At 70.1% G+C, this 16737-nt stretch carries 18 protein-coding genes; 1 reads left to right on the top strand and 17 read right to left on the bottom strand.

Annotated elements, in window-relative coordinates; translation table 11 throughout:
• Window positions 1–70: 70 nt before the first annotated feature.
• From E9232_RS13985 to E9232_RS13905, 17 genes are all read right to left on the bottom strand, one after another.
• On the bottom strand, window positions 71–919 hold the full coding sequence (locus E9232_RS13985; protein WP_309794761.1) for an endonuclease III domain-containing protein: 849 nt from the start codon (window positions 917–919) through the stop codon (window positions 71–73).
• Between the two features lie 246 nt (window positions 920–1165).
• Window positions 1166–1921, bottom strand: coding sequence for an SDR family NAD(P)-dependent oxidoreductase (locus E9232_RS13980; protein WP_309794760.1), 756 nt, complete (start codon window positions 1919–1921; stop codon window positions 1166–1168).
• Between the two features lie 25 nt (window positions 1922–1946).
• Window positions 1947–3557, bottom strand: a complete 1611-nt coding sequence (locus tag E9232_RS13975; protein WP_309794759.1) for a GMC family oxidoreductase — start codon at window positions 3555–3557, stop codon at window positions 1947–1949.
• A complete protein-coding gene (locus tag E9232_RS13970; RefSeq protein WP_441721663.1) occupies window positions 3554–4375 on the bottom strand; it encodes a carbohydrate ABC transporter permease in 822 nt (273 codons plus the stop codon). The genes E9232_RS13975 and E9232_RS13970 overlap by 4 nt, the downstream gene beginning before the upstream one ends.
• 9 nt (window positions 4376–4384) lie before the next feature.
• Complete coding sequence (locus E9232_RS13965) at window positions 4385–5266, bottom strand: carbohydrate ABC transporter permease (RefSeq protein ID WP_309794757.1); 882 nt, start codon at window positions 5264–5266, stop codon at window positions 4385–4387.
• A 196-nt stretch (window positions 5267–5462) separates the two neighbouring features.
• On the bottom strand, window positions 5463–6785 hold the full coding sequence (locus E9232_RS13960) for an ABC transporter substrate-binding protein (RefSeq protein ID WP_374710616.1): 1323 nt from the start codon (window positions 6783–6785) through the stop codon (window positions 5463–5465).
• Window positions 6786–7393: 608 nt separating this feature from the next.
• Window positions 7394–7942 carry a hypothetical protein gene (locus E9232_RS13955; protein WP_309794756.1) on the bottom strand — a complete coding sequence of 183 codons (549 nt, stop codon included), beginning with the start codon at window positions 7940–7942 and terminating at the stop codon, window positions 7394–7396.
• A gap of 160 nt (window positions 7943–8102) precedes the next feature.
• Window positions 8103–8678 (bottom strand): hypothetical protein, encoded by a 576-nt coding sequence (locus tag E9232_RS13950; RefSeq protein ID WP_309794755.1) that lies wholly within the window; start codon window positions 8676–8678, stop codon window positions 8103–8105.
• 11 nt (window positions 8679–8689) lie between these two features.
• Complete coding sequence (locus E9232_RS13945; protein ID WP_309794754.1) at window positions 8690–9502, bottom strand: DUF899 domain-containing protein; 813 nt, start codon at window positions 9500–9502, stop codon at window positions 8690–8692.
• A gap of 231 nt (window positions 9503–9733) precedes the next feature.
• Window positions 9734–10177: an SRPBCC family protein gene (locus tag E9232_RS13940; protein ID WP_309794753.1), complete on the bottom strand. Its 444-nt coding sequence runs from the start codon at window positions 10175–10177 to the stop codon at window positions 9734–9736.
• Complete coding sequence (locus tag E9232_RS13935; RefSeq protein WP_309794752.1) at window positions 10087–10506, bottom strand: ArsR/SmtB family transcription factor; 420 nt, start codon at window positions 10504–10506, stop codon at window positions 10087–10089. Before E9232_RS13935 ends, E9232_RS13940 begins: the two co-directional genes overlap by 91 nt.
• A gap of 259 nt (window positions 10507–10765) precedes the next feature.
• The gene (locus E9232_RS13930) at window positions 10766–11518 is read right to left on the bottom strand and encodes an ABC transporter permease (RefSeq protein ID WP_309794751.1); all 753 of its coding nucleotides are present in this window, start codon (window positions 11516–11518) and stop codon (window positions 10766–10768) included.
• Window positions 11519–11722: 204 nt separating this feature from the next.
• The gene (locus E9232_RS13925) at window positions 11723–12535 is read right to left on the bottom strand and encodes an ABC transporter ATP-binding protein (protein WP_309794750.1); all 813 of its coding nucleotides are present in this window, start codon (window positions 12533–12535) and stop codon (window positions 11723–11725) included.
• Window positions 12532–13551 (bottom strand): ABC transporter substrate-binding protein, encoded by a 1020-nt coding sequence (locus tag E9232_RS13920; RefSeq protein ID WP_309794749.1) that lies wholly within the window; start codon window positions 13549–13551, stop codon window positions 12532–12534. The genes E9232_RS13925 and E9232_RS13920 overlap by 4 nt, the downstream gene beginning before the upstream one ends.
• Before the next feature lie 11 nt (window positions 13552–13562).
• Window positions 13563–14003 carry a VOC family protein gene (locus E9232_RS13915; RefSeq protein WP_309794748.1) on the bottom strand — a complete coding sequence of 147 codons (441 nt, stop codon included), beginning with the start codon at window positions 14001–14003 and terminating at the stop codon, window positions 13563–13565.
• Window positions 14004–14262: 259 nt separating this feature from the next.
• A complete protein-coding gene (locus E9232_RS13910) occupies window positions 14263–15126 on the bottom strand; it encodes a helix-turn-helix domain-containing protein (RefSeq protein ID WP_309794747.1) in 864 nt (287 codons plus the stop codon).
• A gap of 180 nt (window positions 15127–15306) precedes the next feature.
• On the bottom strand, window positions 15307–16020 hold the full coding sequence (locus tag E9232_RS13905; RefSeq protein ID WP_309794746.1) for an SDR family oxidoreductase: 714 nt from the start codon (window positions 16018–16020) through the stop codon (window positions 15307–15309).
• Window positions 16021–16174: 154 nt separating this feature from the next.
• On the opposite strand from E9232_RS13905, the gene E9232_RS13900 reads away from it, so the two are divergent.
• Entirely contained in the window at window positions 16175–16729 is a 555-nt protein-coding gene (locus E9232_RS13900; RefSeq protein WP_309794745.1) for a TetR/AcrR family transcriptional regulator, read from the top strand.
• Window positions 16730–16737: the final 8 nt, after the last annotated feature.

The raw sequence follows: 16737 nt of genomic DNA, 5'->3' as shown, positions 1-16737 counted from the left end.
GCATCCGGCTCCATCTGGCACCATCGATCGATTACATGCCGATCCGACCAGGATGGCGAACCTTCTCGGGTCAACCCAGAACGACGTGCTGAGGGGAGGGCTCGGCGACAGCACGGTGGCGTCGGCCGGCAAGGGTTCCCGCTGCCCCGGTCCCGGCGCCCATGGCGGGGTCCGGCCGGAGCGGGCCGAGCAGCGGCAGGTCCAGTTGCCGGATGCGGTGCGGCGGCGACGGGCGGATGCGGCCCCGGCTGGGGCACAGGTCGCGCACCGGGCAGCGCCAGCAGCGCGGCTGGCGGTCGGTGCAGCAATCCTTGCCCAGCCGCTTGACCAGCCAGTGGTGCCGCTCGATCCGGGCGGCGTCCCACGCCTCCGGCAGGATCGCCAGCAGCGGGTCGTGGGCGGCCTCGGCGGTCGCCCGGCGTGAGATCAGCCGCAGCCGCTTCACCACCCGGTGGTGGCCGGTGCTGACCGGCAGGGCGCGCATGTGCAGCCGGCTGAACAGCAGCACCGAGGCCGCGGTCTTCGGTCCGACCCCCGGCAGCCGTTGCAGCCAGGCGGAGGCGGCGGGGACCGGCAGCCCGGCCAGGAAGTCGAGCTCCAGCCGGCCGCGCTCCGCCCTCAGGGCGCGCAGCGATTCCTGCAGATGCAGCGTCTTCCGGTCCGGCCAGGTGGTGCGGCCGACCAGGCGTTCGATGACGGCGGGGTCGGCGTCGGCCAGCGCGTCCCAATGCGGGAAGCGCACGCGCAGCACGCGGATGGCGGCCAGCGCCGCCTCGTCCTCGGTCCGCGCCGACAGCAGCGCCAGCACCAGGATGTCGACCGGGTCCGGATACAGCCAGCGCGGCGGCGGCCCCAGGGCGGCGGCCAGCCGGGCGTCGAGCAGGGTCAGGAAGGCGGTGGCGGGCAGGGTGTCGGCCATGCCGGCAGATTAGAACATATCAGGAACAAACGCGACTCGAATCGGAAGCGGCACATCGGCTCACGCGCCCCTCTTCGTCATTGCGAGGAGGCGCAGCCGACGAAGCAATCCATGGCACCGTACGGGCTGCCCGATGGATTGCTTCGCTGCGCTCGCAATGACGGTAGAGGGAGAGGCTGATGCTCCGCGCTGGAGGTTCCGCTTCTCCGCGGGCCCCAGCCTCGCATCATCCCTGCGCCGCAACCGTCACCAGGCGGTGTAGCCGCCGTCAGGGCCCAGGATCGCGCCGGTGAAGAAGCCGGAGGCGTCGGCCGCCAGGAACAGGGCGGTGGCCGCGATCTCCCACGGCTCGCCGCAGCGCGCCATCGGCGTCATCTCGATCCACTGGTTGTACCACTCCGTCTTGGTGCGGCCGGCCAGGGTCATGTCGGTGGCGATGTAGCCGGGGGCGATGGCGTTCACCCGCACGCCGTGCGGTGCCCATTCGCAGGCCAGCGACTTGGTCAGCAGGTGCACCGCCGCCTTGCTGGCGTTGTAATGCGCCTGGCCCTGCGGCTTGTTGACGATGATGCCGGACATCGATCCGATGTTGATCACGCTGCCGCTCTTGGCCGCGACCATGTGCTTGCCGAAGGCGCGGGCGCACCAGAACACCGCGTTGACGTTCAGGTCCATGACCTTGCGCCATTCATCGTCGCTGGTCTCCAGCGCGTCGCTGTTGCGGGCCATGCCGGCGTTGTTGACCAGGATGTCGACCCGGCCCAGCCGGGCCCGGATGTCGTCGGCCGCCTTGGTCACCGCGTCGGGGTCGGTGACGTCGAGCCTGACGAATTCGCCGCCCACCGCCTTGGCGGTGTCGGTGCCGTTGTCGGCCAGGATCTCGGCCACCACCACCTTGGCCCCGGCCTCGGCCAGGGCCTCGCAGGTCGCCCGGCCGATGCCGCGCCCGCCGCCGGTCACCACCGCCACGCGGCCGGAAAGGTCGAATTTCTCGCGATACATGGTCGTCTCCTTGGGTCGAGGCAGGTCAGTTGGGGATCAGGTCTACCGCCCGGTCGGCGATCGCCAGCACCGGGGCGTTGGTGTTGCCGCTGGTCACCCGCGGCATGATCGAGGCGTCGATGACGCGTAAGGCGCCGATGCCGCGCACCCGCAGCATCGGGTCCAGCACCGCCATCGGGTCGCCGTCCGGCCCCATGCGGCAGGTGCCGACGGGGTGGTAGTTGGTCTTGACCGTCCGCCGGCAATGCGCCGCCAGCTCGTCGTCGCCGGTGGTGGCGTCGCCGGGGAAGATCTCGGATGTCACCATCCGCCGCACCGGGTCGGTGGCCAGCACCCGGCGGGCGTAACGCAGCCCGGCGACCGACAGGCGCAGATCCTCGTCGTCGCCGAAGAAGTTGCAGTCGATCAGCGGCGCATCGGCCGGGTCGGCGGAGCGCAGCGTCACCGACCCGCGCGCCTTCGGCCGCATCAGGCAGGCGTTCAGCGTCACCCCGTCGGTCGGCGCCACCCCGGTGACGTCGCGGTCGAGATAGACCGTCGGCACGCAGTACAGCTGCAGCTTGGGGTCGCTCTGGTCGTCGCCATCCGGATCGATGAAGGCGCAGGCTTCGACCCCGGTCGTGGTCACCGGCCCGGTCTTGAACATCAGGTACTGCAGCCCGGCCTTGAGCATCGGCAGGCCGCGGTCCTGGCCGAAATAGCCATAGGCGCCGTTGGTGGCGGCGACCACCGGCACCTCGTGATGGTCCTGCAGGTTGGCGCCGACGCCGGGCAGGTCGGCCTTGACCGCGATGCCGTGGCGTCCCAGCGAAGCGGCCGGGCCGATGCCGCTGAGCATCAAGAGCTTGGGCGAGGCGTAGGCGCCGGCGGCCAGGATGACCTCGACCCCGGCGAAGGCGCGGCGGCTCTGCCCGTCCTTGACGTAGTCGACGCCGGTGGCGCGGCCGTTCTCGACCAGGATGCGGGTGACCACCGCCTCGGTCTCGACCGTCAGCTTGGGGTCGCGCAGCACCGGGCCGAGGAAGGCGGCGACGGCGCTGCAGCGGCTGCGGGTGGCGGCGTCGATGGTGTGCTGCATGAAGCCGACGCCGGCCTGTTCGCCGCCGTTGAAGTCGGGGCGGTAGGGCACGCCCATCGCCTGCAGCGCCTGGACGAAGGCGCGGCTCATCTCGCAATGCTGGCCGAGATGCGAGACCTTCAGCGGCCCGTCCGTGCCATGCGCCGGGGCGCCGAGATGGTCGTTGCCCTCCTGCTTGACGAAGGACGGCAGCAGGTCGTCCCAGCCCCAGCCGGAATTGCCGCCGAGCTCGGCGTCCCAGCTGTCGTAGTCCGCGGGACGGCCGCGCATGTAGACCATGGCGTTGACCGCGCTGCCGCCGCCCAGCAGCTTGCCGGTCGGGATGATCGGCGCGCGGCCGCCCAGCTGCGGCTGGGGCACCGTCTCATTCAGGGTCAGGTAGGTGTCCTGGCCCAGGAACTTCATGTAGCCGGCCGGCATGTCCAAGAGGCGGCTGCCGCGCCGCCGGCCGGCCTCGAGCACCAGCACCCGGGCCCGCCGCTCGGTCACCAGCCGGCTGGCGACGACGCAGCCGGCGCTGCCGCCGCCGATGACGATGAAGTCGTAGCCTGGCTTCACTTCACCGCCCCGAAGGTCAGGCCGCGCACCAGCTGCCGCTGCGAGATCCAGCCCAGCACCAGGATCGGCGCGATGGCGAGGGTCGAGGCGGCGGAGAGCTTGGCCCAGAACAGCCCTTCCGGGCTGGAGAAGGAGGCGATGAAGGCGGTCAACGGCCCGGCATTCGCCGTGGTCAGGTTGATGCTCCAGAACGCCTCGTTCCAGGCCAGGATGATGGTCAGCAGCGAGGTCGAGACGATGCCGGGCAGGGTGGTGGGCAGGAGGATGTACAGCATCTCCTGCCACGACCCGGCGCCGTCGACCCGCGCCGCCTCCAGGATCTCGCGGGGATAGTCGCGGAAGTAGGTGTACAGCATCCACACCACGATCGGCAGGTTGACCAGGGTCATCAGCAGGACCATGCCGGTGACGGTGTCGAGCAGGCCGAGGTCGCGGAAGCCGAGATACATCGGCACCAGCACGCCGACCGCGGGCATCATCTTGGTCGACAGCATCCACAACAGGGTGCCTTCGGTCCGCTTGGTCGGGAAGAAGGCCATGGAATAGGCCGCCATGCCGCCGATGATCAGGCACAGGAAGGTCGACCCGAAGGAGATGTAGACCGAGTTCAGCGCGAACTTGAAGTAGTCGATCCGGGACTCGACGGCGGCGTAGTTCTCCAGCGTCGGGGTGAAGAAGATCGACGGCGGGGTGGCGAAGGCCTCGACCTCGGTCTTGAAGCTGGTCAGCACCATCCAGGCGATCGGGAAGAACAGGACCAGGCCGACGGTCCAGCCCAGGATGGTGACGCCGACCGCCTGGCTTCGACTTCTCTGCATGGCCATGGCTCAGGCCCCCTTGCGCAGGGTGCGGGCCAAAGCGCGCACCAGGAAGAAGGCGACGATGTTGGCCAGGATCACGGCGACCACGCCGCCGGCGGAGGCGTTGCCGACGTTGAACTGCTGCAGGCCGTTCCGGTAGACGAGGTAGGTCAGGTTGGTGCTGGCGTCGCCCGGCCCGCCATTGGTGGTGACCAGGATCTCGGCGAAGATCGACAGCAGGAAGATGGTCTGCACCATGATCACCACACCGATGGCATGCAGCATGTGCGGCAGCACGATGTAGAAGAACATCGCGATCGGCCCGGCGCCGTCGATCCGCGCCGCCTCGCGCTGCTCATGGTCCAGCGACTGCAGCGCGGTCAGCAGGATCAAGACGGCGAAGGGCAGCCACTGCCAGGCGACGATGATGATGATGGCGGCCAGCGGCGCCTGGCTCAGCCAGTCGATCGGCTCCAGCCCGACCGAACGCGCGACCCAGGTCAGCACGCCGGAGACCGGGTGCAGCATCATGTTCTTCCAGACCAGGGCGCTGACCGTGGGCATCACGAAGAACGGCGCGATGATCAGGACGCGGACGATGCCGCGGCCGGGGAAGGGCTGGTCCAGCAGGATCGCGATCAGCGTGCCGAACACCACGGTGATGGCCAGCACGGCGGCGACCAGGACCAGCGTGTTCTGGATCGCGCTCCAGAACGAGGGGTCGGTCAGCAGGTAGGTGTAGTTGTTCAGCCCTGCGAAGCCGCGCCGCGCCGGATTCATCAGGTTCCAGCGCAGGGTCGAGAAGTAGATCGTCGCGGCCAGCGGCACGAAGGTCCACAGCATCAGGATCGTGACCGAAGGGGCGAGGAGCAGCGTCGCCTTGCGCCGGCTCGAGGCGATGGCGGCCATGGCGTGCATCCTTTCCGGGCTGTGCGCGACAGGCGCGGGGGCGGAACTCTCGGCCCAATCCTCTCCCGTCATCCCCGCGAAAGCGGGGATCTCGTTGTGGCTTTACCGGAGAGATTCCCGCTTTCGCGGGAATGACGGTGGGAGGACGGGTCACGAAGCCCGGAGACCCCGAGGGGTCTCCGGGTGGAGGGAGAACCTACTTGTATCCGCCCTGGGTGATGGCGCGGTCGGCGGCGTCTTGCGCCGTCTTCAGCGCCTGGTCGACGGTGACCGAGCCGGCGAGGGCGGCGGCGATCTGCTGCCCGACCTCGGTGCCGATGGCCTGGAACTCGGGGATGCCGACGAACTGCACCCCGGTGTAGGGCACCTTCTCGACGGTCGAGTCGTTGGGGTCGGCGGTCTGGATCGCCTTCAGCACGAAGGCTGCGAAGGGGGCTGCCTTCTGGTACTCCGGGTTGGCGTAGGTCGAGCTGCGGGTGCCGGGCGGGACCACGGTCCAGCCGTCGCTCTTGGCCACCGCCTCGATGTAGGGCTTGGACGTGGCCCAGGCGATGAACTTCTTGGCGGCGTCCGGCGACTTGGTCGACTTCGGCACGGCCAGGGCCCAGGACCACAGCCAGTGGTTGCCCTTCGGCGACTTGGCGATCGGCGCCTGGGCAAAGGCGACCTTGTCGGCGACGGTCGAATCCTTCGGGTTGTAGAGATAGCCGGCGGCCGAGGTGGCATCGATCCACATCGCGCATTTGCCACTGGCGAACAAGGCGCGGTTCTCGTTGTGCCCGTTCGACGGCGCGCCCGGGGGGCCGTAGTTCTTCAGCAGGTCGACATAGAAGGTGATGGCCTCGTGCCAGGCCGGGGTGTCGATGGTCGGGTTCCACTTCTCGTCGAACCAGCGGCCGCCATAGGTGTTCACCAGCGGGCCGACGAAGGCCATGTTCTCGCCCCAGCCCGGCTTGCCGCGCAGGCACATGCCGTAGATCTCGTGCGAGGGATCGTGCAGCTTGGCCGCGAACTCCTTGATCTGGTCGTAGGTCGGCTGCTCCGGCATCTTCAGCCCGGCCTTGTCGAACAGGTCCTTCCGATAGAAGGTCATCGAGCTTTCGGCATAGAAGGGCAGGGCGTACAGCTTGCCGTCATGCGACAGCCCGTCGCGCACCGGCTTCAGCACATCGTCGAGGGCGTAGTCGGCCGGCAGATTGTCCATCGGCAGCAGCCAGTCCTGGCCGGCCCAGATCGGGACCTCGTAGGTGCCGATGGTCAGCACGTCGAACTGGCCGCCATTGGTGGCGATGTCGGTGGTGACGCGCTGGCGCAGCACGTTCTCTTCCAGCACCACCCAGTCGAGGGTGATGCCGCTCTCCTTCTCGAAGTCCTTCGAGAGGCGCTGCATGATGATCATGTCGGCGTTGTTGACCGTGGCGATGGTCAGCTTTTCCGCCGCGATCGACGCGGCCGACGACAGCAGCATCGCCAGCATTCCGGCGCCGGCCAGAATTTTGGACGTCTTCTTCCAGGGCATGAGGAGCCTCCTCGGGTTGTTTCCTCGGGCACGCCGCATCTTCGCGGTCTCGCTGTCTTCCGACGGGAAGCCACCACCGATGAGGGCGGCGGCGCCAGACGGTCGATCGGTTGAGATTTGTGATTCTGCTCAACCAATGAACATATGTTCAATCAGCGGCCAGCCGGAGTCAAGCGGAGAGGTGAGGGCGGGGCCGCCCGTGATTGCAGCGGTAACCACAAAATCCGGACGGCCCCCGGCGCCGGCCGTGCCCTCTACGGCGACACCAGCCCGGCCGACTTCGCCGGGATCCTGGCGGGCCCGGTACATTGCGACGAGCCGACCGAGGCGGCCCTCACCCCCTCGGCGATAACCAAGGAGCGTTTCGGCCGGGTGCCCAGGCACTATTTCCGCTGCCTGGAGGATCGGGCGATCTCGATCGCCGGGCAGGATTTCATGATCGCGGCGGTCGCCGCCGCGATGGGGAGCGGACCGCGACCCGCACCTTCGCCGCCAGCCACGGGCCCTATGTCTCGCAGCCGGACGGCCTCGCCGGGGCGCTGGTCGCCGCCGCCGGCTGAGCCGGCCGCGCGGGCCAGCGCCTCGGCATCGGTTCCGAGGAGCCCGCCTCAGCGGCTGGCGGTGACGCTCTGGGCCAGCAGCTGATTCCGGATCTCGACATGGGGATAGCCGACCACGGTGACCCGGCGGCCGCTGGCAAACTTGCCGGCCTGGCCGGGCGGCACCACCACGGTCCAAGCCTCGGTCGGGGTCTGCAGCCGGAACGAGGTCACGTCGTTGCGGTGGGTGACACCGCTGATCCCGCCGGTCACGGTGATCGGCGTGTTCGTCGCATATTCGCGCGGGTCGGCCGGCGCCGGCCCGCCGGCCACCGCCGAGACCGGTGGGTGGCGCGGGTCGGCTGCGACCGGCGACCGGCGCGGCTCCACCACCGCGGTGCCGGGCGGCACCGGATAGGGCATCGTCTTCTCCGGGACCGTCGTGGCCGGCATCGTCGTCGCCGATGGCCCGGGCACGACCACCTGCGGGGCGGGGGCCGGGGCGGTGACGGCGTTGGTCGTGGGGGCGGGGATGACGACCGTCTGGGCTCCGGCCGGCACTGCGGCCAGCACGACGGCCAGGACGGCGGCGGACGTTGCAAGGATGGCTTTGACCATGGCATCCATCTCCATCTTCGGCGCCGAGGCCCAGCGCGGCCGTGAGACCGGCCTGCCTCGGCGGCTTGGGGCGTGCGCACGACTATCCGACAGGCGCGCCCGGCCCGCACCTTAACAACACGCCATCTTCCCGGTTGGTTTCGTGGCCCCGCGACGGCGATCAGCGCGCCGGCCGGGCCGCCCGCCCGACCCATCGGCCCAGCAGTCCGCCGATCCCGCGCGCGACGCCGGCGGCGACCAGCCCGGTCACTGCCAGCATCGCCGCGGTGTGCAGGGCGATGGCGGCCAGGGCCAGGCCGAGGGAGGCGGTCAGCGAACCCATAGCGCTGCCCGACAGGCAGATCGGCACCAGCGCCGGCACCAGCATCAGCCCGGCGCCATGCGCCGTCGCCATCAGGAACGACCACAGGGTCAGCCCGGCGAGGCCGGCCTCCAGGCCGGGTGGAGGCTGTTGCCGGACGCCGCGGATCCGATGGAGCGCGGCCCAGCCCAGCAGGGCGACAGCGGCGAGGCTGAGCGGCCAGGCCGGGTCGACCACCAGCCCGGCCGTCGCCACCGCGCCGGCCACGACCGCGATCGACAGGACATGACCGATCGCGATCGGGACCAGCGCGCGCGGCACCGCGCCGCGGTGGCGCAGGCCGAGCGCCGCGGCGAGGGCCCAGCCGGTCGCCGGGTTGAGGCCGTGCCAGGCCCCCATCCCGGCCACCGCCAGCCAGGGCCACAGCGCCTGCATCGCCGTCGCCGTCAGGCCCAGGCGACGCTGACGGCCGGCGCCGTGGCCTCGGCCGAACCGCAGCAGGAGTCCAGCCGCTGCGGCGGCTGGTAGGTCGCACTGCGGTCGAGCGCCGGGCCGGTCTCGTAGCGGTCGTGGTGGCGCACCCAGGCCATGGTGAAGGCAAGGCCGTCCTCGTCGCGGCCCTTCGGCACCAGGTCGAGATAATTGTAGGCGGTCAGCTGCAGGTCGCCGCCGCGGCCATAAGACGAGTAGGTGTGGAACACCGTCCCGGCCTCGTCCCGGGCGAAGACGCTGGTGCCGGGCATCTCCTCGGCGGCGAAGGGCAGCTGGGCGTAGTTGTAGGGGATGGTGCCGCGGGCGGTCTGCTCCGGCGTGAAGGAGACGCCGAAGTCGTAGTTGAAGTCGCTGCCATGCGACGAGACCCATTTGAAGCGCCAGCCCATGCGGGCCTGGAACGCCCGGATCTCCGCCAGCGGCGCGCGCGACACCACCACCAGGGTCACGTCGCGCGCCGCCAGATGCGGCAGCACGCCGTCGAGGGTGTCGGCGAGGAAGGAGCAGCTGGGGCAGCCATGCTCCCAGCCCGGCGCCAGCATGAAGTGGTAGACGATCAGCTGGCTGCGGCCGGCGAACAGGTCGGCCAGGGTCTCGCGGCCCTGCGGCCCGTCGAAGACATAGGGCTTGTCGATCTCGACCCAGGGCAGGGCGCGGCGACGGCGGCTGATGTCGTCCCGGGCGCGGGTCAGGGCCTTCTCCTCGGCCAGCAGCGCCTTGCGCGCGGCCAGCCATGCGTCGCGGGAGACGGTTGCGTGCGGTTGCATCCTCGGATCCTCCGGTTGTCGGGTGAAGAGATGTCGAGATGGTCGAACGCGCCGGCCCATTTTCGACAATGGGGGTTGCCGCCGGTGCGGTGCCGTCATCGAGTCCGGGCGCAGGCCCGCTGCGGCATCGGCCGCCTTGGCGCGATGCCCGGATCGTTAACCGGAAATTTGAGCGTCAGGCCGGTCGCGGCTCAGCTGCGGCCGGCCTGGAACTGAGCGCGCTCCGCCGCGTCAGGCGGCGCGCGCCTCGGCGAGGGACTGTTCGAGCCGGTCGAGCGCGCCGCTCCAGCCGGTGCGGTGGTTGTCGCGGGCGGGCTCGTCGAAGAACTGCTCATGGGTCAGGATCAGCACGGTGCCGTCGCCGTCGGGGCGCAGCGTCAGGGTCACCTGCGACTCCCGCTCCGGCATGGTGCGCCAGGCCCAGCTGAACACCAGCCGCTCGTCGGGCACCACCTCCTTGTAGATGCCGCTGACATCGTGCCGTTCGCCGTCGGGGGTGCGGAAGGCGACGTGGAAGCGGCCGCCGGTGCGGGGGTCGGCCTCGGCGCTGATGGTCTCGGCACCCGCCGGCCCCCACCAGCGCATCATTTTTTCCGGTTCGGTCCAGGCGCCGTAGACCCGGGCGGGGGCGGCGGCGATGCGGCGCCGGATGCTGAGGCTGGGCTTGGTGAGCATGACTCCTCCTCGACAAAGGCGGCCAGTCGGTCGAGCTGTTCGGACCAGAAGCGCTGGTAGCGGCCCAGCCAGTCCATCGCCTGCTCCATCGGTGCGGCGGTCAGCGCACAGGCCACGGTGCGGCCGGTCTTGGTCCGCGTGATCAGCCCGGCATCCGACAGCACGTCGAGATGCTTCATCACCGCCGGCAGCGACATGGCGAAGGGCCGGGCCAGCTCGCTGACCGACAGGCTCTCCTGCTCACCGAGCCGCATGATCAGCGCCCGCCGGGTGGGATCGGAGAGCGCCGCGAAGGTGCGGTCCAGGCCGGGATCTTGATTGTTAACCATAAAGTTAAGTTATGGGTGTTTTGTGTCCGCTGTCAAGCGATATGAGGGGGCTTGTGGCACTTGATTCTTCTCGTGCGAGCGATGGGCCTTGCAGGAGCGCGATGCCGCCCCCTCCCTTGTCATGCCACGGCTTGACCGTGGCATCCAGGGGCGGCCAGAGCGGCTCTTGGTGGCCCCTGGATTGCCCGGTCAAGCTGGGCAATGACAGAGGGGAAGAAGCCTCGGCCGTGACAAAAGCGAGGCCCGCCCATCGGCCGCCCTACCGCACCCAGCGGCGGAAGCCGGTGCGCTCCACCAGCACCACCAGGCCGAACATCAGCAGCCCCATGGCGGCGGCGACGAAGACGGCGGCGAACAGGCGGTCGGCCTGGTAGTTGAAGGTGGCCTGGATGATCAGCGCGCCCAGGCCGGCATTCGACCCGATCCATTCGCCGACGATGGCGCCGATCACGCTGCCGGTGGCGGCGATGCGCAGCGCGGTGAACAGCATCGGCAGCGACCGCGGCGCCCGCAGCCGCCAGAACTGCTCCCAGCCGCTGGCCGACAGCACCCGCATCAGCTCGCGCTCATTGGCCGAGGCCAGGGTCAGGCCGCGCACCATGGCGATCAGGGTGGGGAAGAAGCAGATCACCGCCGCGATCACGATCTTCGGCAGCAGGCCCAGCCCGAACACCAGGATGAAGATCGGCGCCAGGGCCAGCACCGGGATGGTGTTGAGGAACAGCACGATCGGGAAATAGGCGGCGCGGACCGGCCGGGAATAGGTGAACAGGATCGCCAGCAGCACCGCCGCCACATTGCCCAGCAGGAACCCCAGCACGGCCTCCAGCGCCGTCGGCCCGGCATTGGCCAGCAGCAGCTGGCGGTCGGTCCACAGCTTGCCGAACACCGCGGCCGGCGTCGGCAGGATGTAGGCGGGCACGCCCAGCGCCGGCAGGCCGAACTGCCACAGCACCAGGATCGACAGCACGCCCAGCGCCGGCCACAGTGCCGCGAGGAGGCGGTCGATCATGGTTGGGGCCTGTTCGGCGGCCCGAACCCCCTCCCCCTGGCCCCCTCCCGCGAGGGGAGGGGGGACAAGAAGGGGGCGGGGAAGAAGGACAGGGTGGGGGCGCCGTTGAGATCGCTCCTCGACGACAGGAAAAACCGAGTCCCCCCTCCCCCTGCGGGAGGGGGTAGGGGGAGGGGGTTCGTGCAGCCAGGACCGGCCAGGTCGTCATCTCGCACTCCCCGCCGCCAGCAGCCGGCGCAGATGGGCGGCGACGGCCACGATCTCCGGCGCGTCGCGGTCGCAGCGGCCGTCCGAATCCTTCAGGGGCCTGAGGTCGACGATCTCCTGCACCCGGCCGGGATGGGCCGCCAGCACCAGCACCTGCTGGCCGAGATAGGCGGCCTCGGCGATGCTGTGGGTGACGAACAGGATGGTGGTGCCGGTGCGCCGCCACAGCGCCAGCATTTCGTCGTTCAGCCGGTCGCGGGTGATCTCGTCCAGCGCGCCGAAGGGTTCGTCCATCAAGAGGATGCGCGGCCGGGACAGCAGGGCGCGGGCGATCGCCACCCGCTGGCGCTGGCCGCCCGACAGCTGGTCCGGCATCCGCTCCGCCAGCCCGGCCAGGCCGAGCAGGGCCAGCAGTTCGTCGGTCGCCATCGGCTCGGGCCGGTTGCGCCGGCCGCCGCCGACCAGCAGCGGCAGCTCGATGTTGCCGCGCACGTCGCGCCAGGGCAGCAGGGTCGAATCCTGGAACACGAAGCCGATGTCGCGCCGCGCCCGGGCCTGCGCCGGCGGGCCGCCCAGCACGGTGATGGCCCCGGCCAGCGGCGCCAGCAGGTCGGCCACCACCCGCAGCAGGGTCGACTTGCCGCAGCCGGACGGACCGAGGATGGTCAGGAAGCCGCCGGCCGGCACGTCGAGGTCGACGCCGTCCAGCACCGGCAGCGCGCCGGCGCCGTGCGAATAGCCGATGGCCAGGCCCCTGGCGCTGATCGCGCTGCCGCTGATCGCGTTGCCGCTGTCCGGTGCCACCGTCACCCCAGCTTCGGCCGGTCGGCTTCGGTCATCTCCAGGATCGCGGTCGAATAGCAGTCCTCGGGTTTCGGCGTGCTGCCCTGGAACTGGCCGATGGCATCGTAGATCCGCACCTGCTCGGCGATGGCGTCGGGGTCGAAGCTGCCCCAGCCCTTGGACTTGGTCCCGGCGTCGAAGCTGAGCGACAGCACCAGCCCGATGGTCGCCTGCTCGGTCGCCCGGTCCAGCTGGGGATAGGCGTCGACCGTCAGGTCCACCGCCTCCTTGGGGTGCTCATGGGTCCAGGCCCAGCCCTTGGCCACGGCGCGCAGGAACTTCGCCAGCACCTCGGCATTCTGGGCCAGCGCCGTGTCGGTGGCGAAATAGACGTTGGAGTAGGAGGGCAGGCCGGTGTCCTTCATCATCAGGTCGATGCGGTCGGGCCCGATCACCGCCAGCGCCTGGGTGTTGGTGATCCAGCCGGTGACGGCGTCGACCTGGCCGGTCATCAGCGGCGTCATGTCGAAGCCGATATTGGTGATGTCCAGCTGCGACGGGTCGATCTTGTTCTGCGCCAGGATGGCGTCCAGCACGAAGCGGGCGGTGGGCTGGATGCCGATGCGCTTGCCGATCATGTCCTTGACCGTGCGGATCGGCGCCTTGGGCAGGGAATAGAAGGCGAAGGGGCCGGAGCGGTAGCCGCAGGCGATGATCTTGACCGGCACGCCGGAGGCGCGGGCCAGCAGCAGCTGCGCGGAATCGGAGAACTGGCCCAGCGCCGCCTGGCCGGTGACGACGGGCGGCACGGTGGCGGAGTTCGGGCCGCCGGGCGAGAACTCGACCGCCAGCCCCTCGGCCTCGAACAGGCCGCGCTTCAGAGCCACCACGTCGCCGATCTGGCCGTTGCTGATCAGCCAGTCGTACTTGACCACCACGGTGGCGGCCTCGGCCCGGCCCTCTGGGATCTTCAGGGCGATGCCGGCGCCGAAGGCGGCGATGCCGGCCAGGACGGCGCGGCGGTCGAAGGCGGTCCTCATCATGCGATCCTCCGTCACGCGGCCGGGGTGTCGACGTCGCCCACCGGGCCGCCGTCGAGCCAAGCATAGATCTCCCACAGATTGTCGTCCGGGTCGGTGAAATAGGCGCAGCGCGCGTTCCAGGCGTAGTCCTCGGGCGGGCGCTGGAACGGCACGCCCAGCGTGCTCAGCTCGACATAGACGGCGTCGACCGCGTCGGGCGAAGGCAGCTCGGCCGCGGCGCAGGCCTTGTGCACCTGCGGCGGGGCGCGGCGGTCGGACACGCCGGTGTGCTCGGCGATATGGCCGATCTCCCACAGCGCCAAGGTCAGCCCGGCGCCCTTGAAGTCGGCGAAGCCCGGGGCCCGGCGGCGCAGCCGGAAGCCCAGCTTGTCGACATAGAAGGCGATGGCGCGCTCCACATCCTCGACCAGGAAGCAGATGTCGGTGATCGGATGGGCCTGGGCGAAGGGCATCGGCGCGGTCTCCGGGTGGTGCTGTCCCGGATCATGGCGCGGCCCGCCGCCGGCGCTCTTTCGAAATCCTGCGCTTCCGTTGTCCGATCTTGCTCAGGCCCCGACCGTCCCCCTCCTTTGTCATGCCACGGCTTGACCGTGGCATCCAGGGGTGGCCAGAGCGGCTCTCGGTGGCCCCTGGATTGCCCGGTCAAGCCGGGCAATGACAGCTGGAGAGTTGCCGAGGGAAGAGCGGGCCAGCCTCGACCGGCCTCAGCCCTCAGCCCTCCGCCCGGTACCGCGCCGGGGTGGTGCCGGTGGCGCGGCGGAAGGCGGTGGAGAAATGGGCCTGGCTGGCGAAGCCGGCGCGGTAGGCGATCTCGGCCAGCGCCAGCTCGCGCCGCTCCAGCATCGCCTTGGCGCGCTCGACCCGCCGCGCCAGCACGAACTGATGCGGCGCGCAGCCGGTCGCGGCCTTGAAGGCGCGGCTGAAATGGAACGGGCTGAGATGGGCGATCGCGGCCAGGTCGGCCAGGCTCAGATCGCCATCCTCCAGCGCCGCCTCGATGTGGTCCAGCACCCGGCGCAGCCGCTCCGGCGACAGGGCGTCGGGCCGCTCGGGCCGCGGCGCCGGCCGGTGCGACAGCAGGCGCAGGGTGCAGGCGGCGAAGGCGATGCCCAGCTGCTCCGCCAGCAGCGGGTCGGTGGCGTCGGGGTGGCGGGCCAGCTCGGCCAGGGCCAGGGCGACATGGATGGTCACCGGGTCGGCCGCGACCAGCATCTCGGCATCCTCGAAATCCGCCGGCCCGACATCCTGGCCGATCCGGCGCCAGGTGTCGGGATGCTGGAAGATCGAGATGTAGTCGGCGCCATCGCCGTCGACGAACAGCGCCAGCCCGGCCGGCTGGACGCCCAGGGTCCAGCGCGGCCGGTCCGCCCGCAGCGTCGGCCCGTCGCCGATGCGGAAGGCATAGCGGCCGTGGCGGCTGCGGTTCAGCGACAGCCGGTGCAGCGTGCCGCGCGATTCCATCTGCCCGGCGTCGCTGCGATAGCACTCGACCATGACATCCGGCCGCGCCACCGCCGCATAATCGTGCAGCGCCGGGCGGCTGATGGCGAAGACCGTGGGATCCAGACCGTCCATCTCTTTCCTGCTCTCCCTGGCCGTCCCGGCGGGACGCCGCGGCTGCGGCGGCCCGAGGGGCCGGTCCGCGGCTTGTTCGGCCACGGTTCCGGTTGCCGTTCCTGTCCCGGAACGATGCAAGCAGCATGCCAGAAGGCGGACGGCGGGGGTATTGCCGGCGTGGTCCCGGCCCCCGTCAGCTCACCCGTGCGACGGCGGGTCGATATAGGCGGGGGTGGCGGTGGACAGCGACCGCTTCAGCGCCCGGGTGCTTTCGTCGGCCATGATCTCGCTCTCCCCGGCCTCCAGCGCCTCGTAGGTGTGGCGCGCGACATCCCTGGGATCGTTCTTCGGGATGTCCAGGCCCTTGGTCAGGTCGGTGTCGATGAAGCCGACATGCAGGGAGAGGACCTGGGTGCCCTGGGGCTTCAGCTGGACACGCAGGTGGTTGGTGTAGCTCCAGGCCGCCGCCTTCGACAGCGCGTAGGCCGTCAGGACCGGGTTCACCAGCCATGTCAGGTCGGACAGCACGTCGATGATGGCGCCGGGGCGGTTGCGCTCGAGGATCGGGGCGAAGGCCTGCGAAATGCGGACGATGCCGTAGAGGTTGGTCTCGAACAGGCGGCGCGACTGGGCCTCCAGCTCCGGGTCGAGCGCGCCGTTGGTGAGCGCACCGATGCCGGCGTTGTTGACGACCACCGTGACGTCCCCGCAGGATTCCGCGGCGGCGGCGATCGTCTGCGGGTCGGTGACATCAAGCCGCACCGGGATCAGCCCGGGCTCGGCGAAGCCGGTGGTGTCGCGCATGCCGGCATAGACCTTGGCGGCGCCGCGGGCCAGCGCCTCGCGGGCAAAGGCAAGGCCCAGGCCGCGATTGGCGCCGGTGACGAGAACGACCGATCCCCGAATGTTCATGGCAAGGTTCCTTTTGGCCGGCACCGGCTGCGATCTCGGTAAGGATCGGCCTCGTGCGGAGGCGATGATGACATATATTGCATGATGGCCATCATGCTTGACGCAAAACATGATGACCATCATGCTTCTCGTCAAGCGAATTTGTGGTGAGATCATGAGATACCCGGCCGCAGAAACCGCCGCCCGCCATGAGCGGATCCTGCAGGAAGCCTCGAAGCTGTTCCGGGAGCGTGGCCTCAACGGGGTCAGCGTTCCCGAGATCATGAAGGCGGCGCAGCTGACGCACGGGCCCTTCTACAACCACTTCGCGTCCAAGGATGCGCTGGTCGCGGAGAGCATCGACCACGCGATGGGGGCGATGCTGCGCGACATCGTGGCGATCGGCGAGTCAGCGTCGGCCCGGCAGCAGTTCTTGGACGGCTATCTGTCCCGGGAGCACCGGGACAACCGTGACGTGGGCTGCGTCATGGCCGGCCTGGCCAGCGAGGTGGTCCGCACCCCGCCGGCCAAGGGGGCGTTCACCCGGCACCTCAAGGGCATCCTGGGCGCCCTGTCGTCCAAATTCCTGTCGACCGGCAAGGGCGACACCCGGGCGGAGGCGGTCCGGACGGTGTCGATGATGGTCGGCGCCATGATCCTGGCCCGCGCCGTCGACGATCCCGCGCTGTCGGACGAGATCCTGGATCAGGCCCGGGCGGGTCTTCTGTAGCGTCGGCC

The organism is Inquilinus ginsengisoli, assembly GCF_031453975.1.
Taxonomy (GTDB): Bacteria; Pseudomonadota; Alphaproteobacteria; order DSM-16000; family Inquilinaceae; genus Inquilinus; species Inquilinus ginsengisoli_A.
This window is presented reverse-complemented; position numbering and strand designations above follow the sequence as displayed.

Excerpts from the sequence above, each read along its gene's own strand:
- E9232_RS13935 (WP_309794752.1), bottom strand. The coding sequence starts at position 10,506 with ATGGTTAACAATCAAGATCCCGGCCTGGACCGCACCTTCGCGGCGCTC.
- E9232_RS13910 (WP_309794747.1), bottom strand. The coding sequence starts at position 15,126 with ATGGACGGTCTGGATCCCACGGTCTTCGCCATCAGCCGCCCGGCGCTG.
- E9232_RS13945 (WP_309794754.1), bottom strand. The coding sequence starts at position 9,502 with ATGCAACCGCACGCAACCGTCTCCCGCGACGCATGGCTGGCCGCGCGC.
- E9232_RS13980 (WP_309794760.1), bottom strand. The coding sequence starts at position 1,921 with ATGTATCGCGAGAAATTCGACCTTTCCGGCCGCGTGGCGGTGGTGACC.
- E9232_RS13900 (WP_309794745.1), top strand. The coding sequence starts at position 16,175 with ATGAGATACCCGGCCGCAGAAACCGCCGCCCGCCATGAGCGGATCCTG.
- E9232_RS13985 (WP_309794761.1), bottom strand. The coding sequence starts at position 919 with ATGGCCGACACCCTGCCCGCCACCGCCTTCCTGACCCTGCTCGACGCC.
- E9232_RS13940 (WP_309794753.1), bottom strand. The coding sequence starts at position 10,177 with ATGCTCACCAAGCCCAGCCTCAGCATCCGGCGCCGCATCGCCGCCGCC.
- E9232_RS13960 (WP_374710616.1), bottom strand. The coding sequence starts at position 6,785 with ATGCCCTGGAAGAAGACGTCCAAAATTCTGGCCGGCGCCGGAATGCTG.
- E9232_RS13970 (WP_441721663.1), bottom strand. The coding sequence starts at position 4,375 with ATGCAGAGAAGTCGAAGCCAGGCGGTCGGCGTCACCATCCTGGGCTGG.
- E9232_RS13930 (WP_309794751.1), bottom strand. The coding sequence starts at position 11,518 with ATGATCGACCGCCTCCTCGCGGCACTGTGGCCGGCGCTGGGCGTGCTG.
- E9232_RS13965 (WP_309794757.1), bottom strand. The coding sequence starts at position 5,266 with ATGGCCGCCATCGCCTCGAGCCGGCGCAAGGCGACGCTGCTCCTCGCC.
- E9232_RS13905 (WP_309794746.1), bottom strand. The coding sequence starts at position 16,020 with ATGAACATTCGGGGATCGGTCGTTCTCGTCACCGGCGCCAATCGCGGC.
- E9232_RS13955 (WP_309794756.1), bottom strand. The coding sequence starts at position 7,942 with ATGGTCAAAGCCATCCTTGCAACGTCCGCCGCCGTCCTGGCCGTCGTG.
- E9232_RS13920 (WP_309794749.1), bottom strand. The coding sequence starts at position 13,551 with ATGATGAGGACCGCCTTCGACCGCCGCGCCGTCCTGGCCGGCATCGCC.
- E9232_RS13915 (WP_309794748.1), bottom strand. The coding sequence starts at position 14,003 with ATGCCCTTCGCCCAGGCCCATCCGATCACCGACATCTGCTTCCTGGTC.
- E9232_RS13950 (WP_309794755.1), bottom strand. The coding sequence starts at position 8,678 with ATGCAGGCGCTGTGGCCCTGGCTGGCGGTGGCCGGGATGGGGGCCTGG.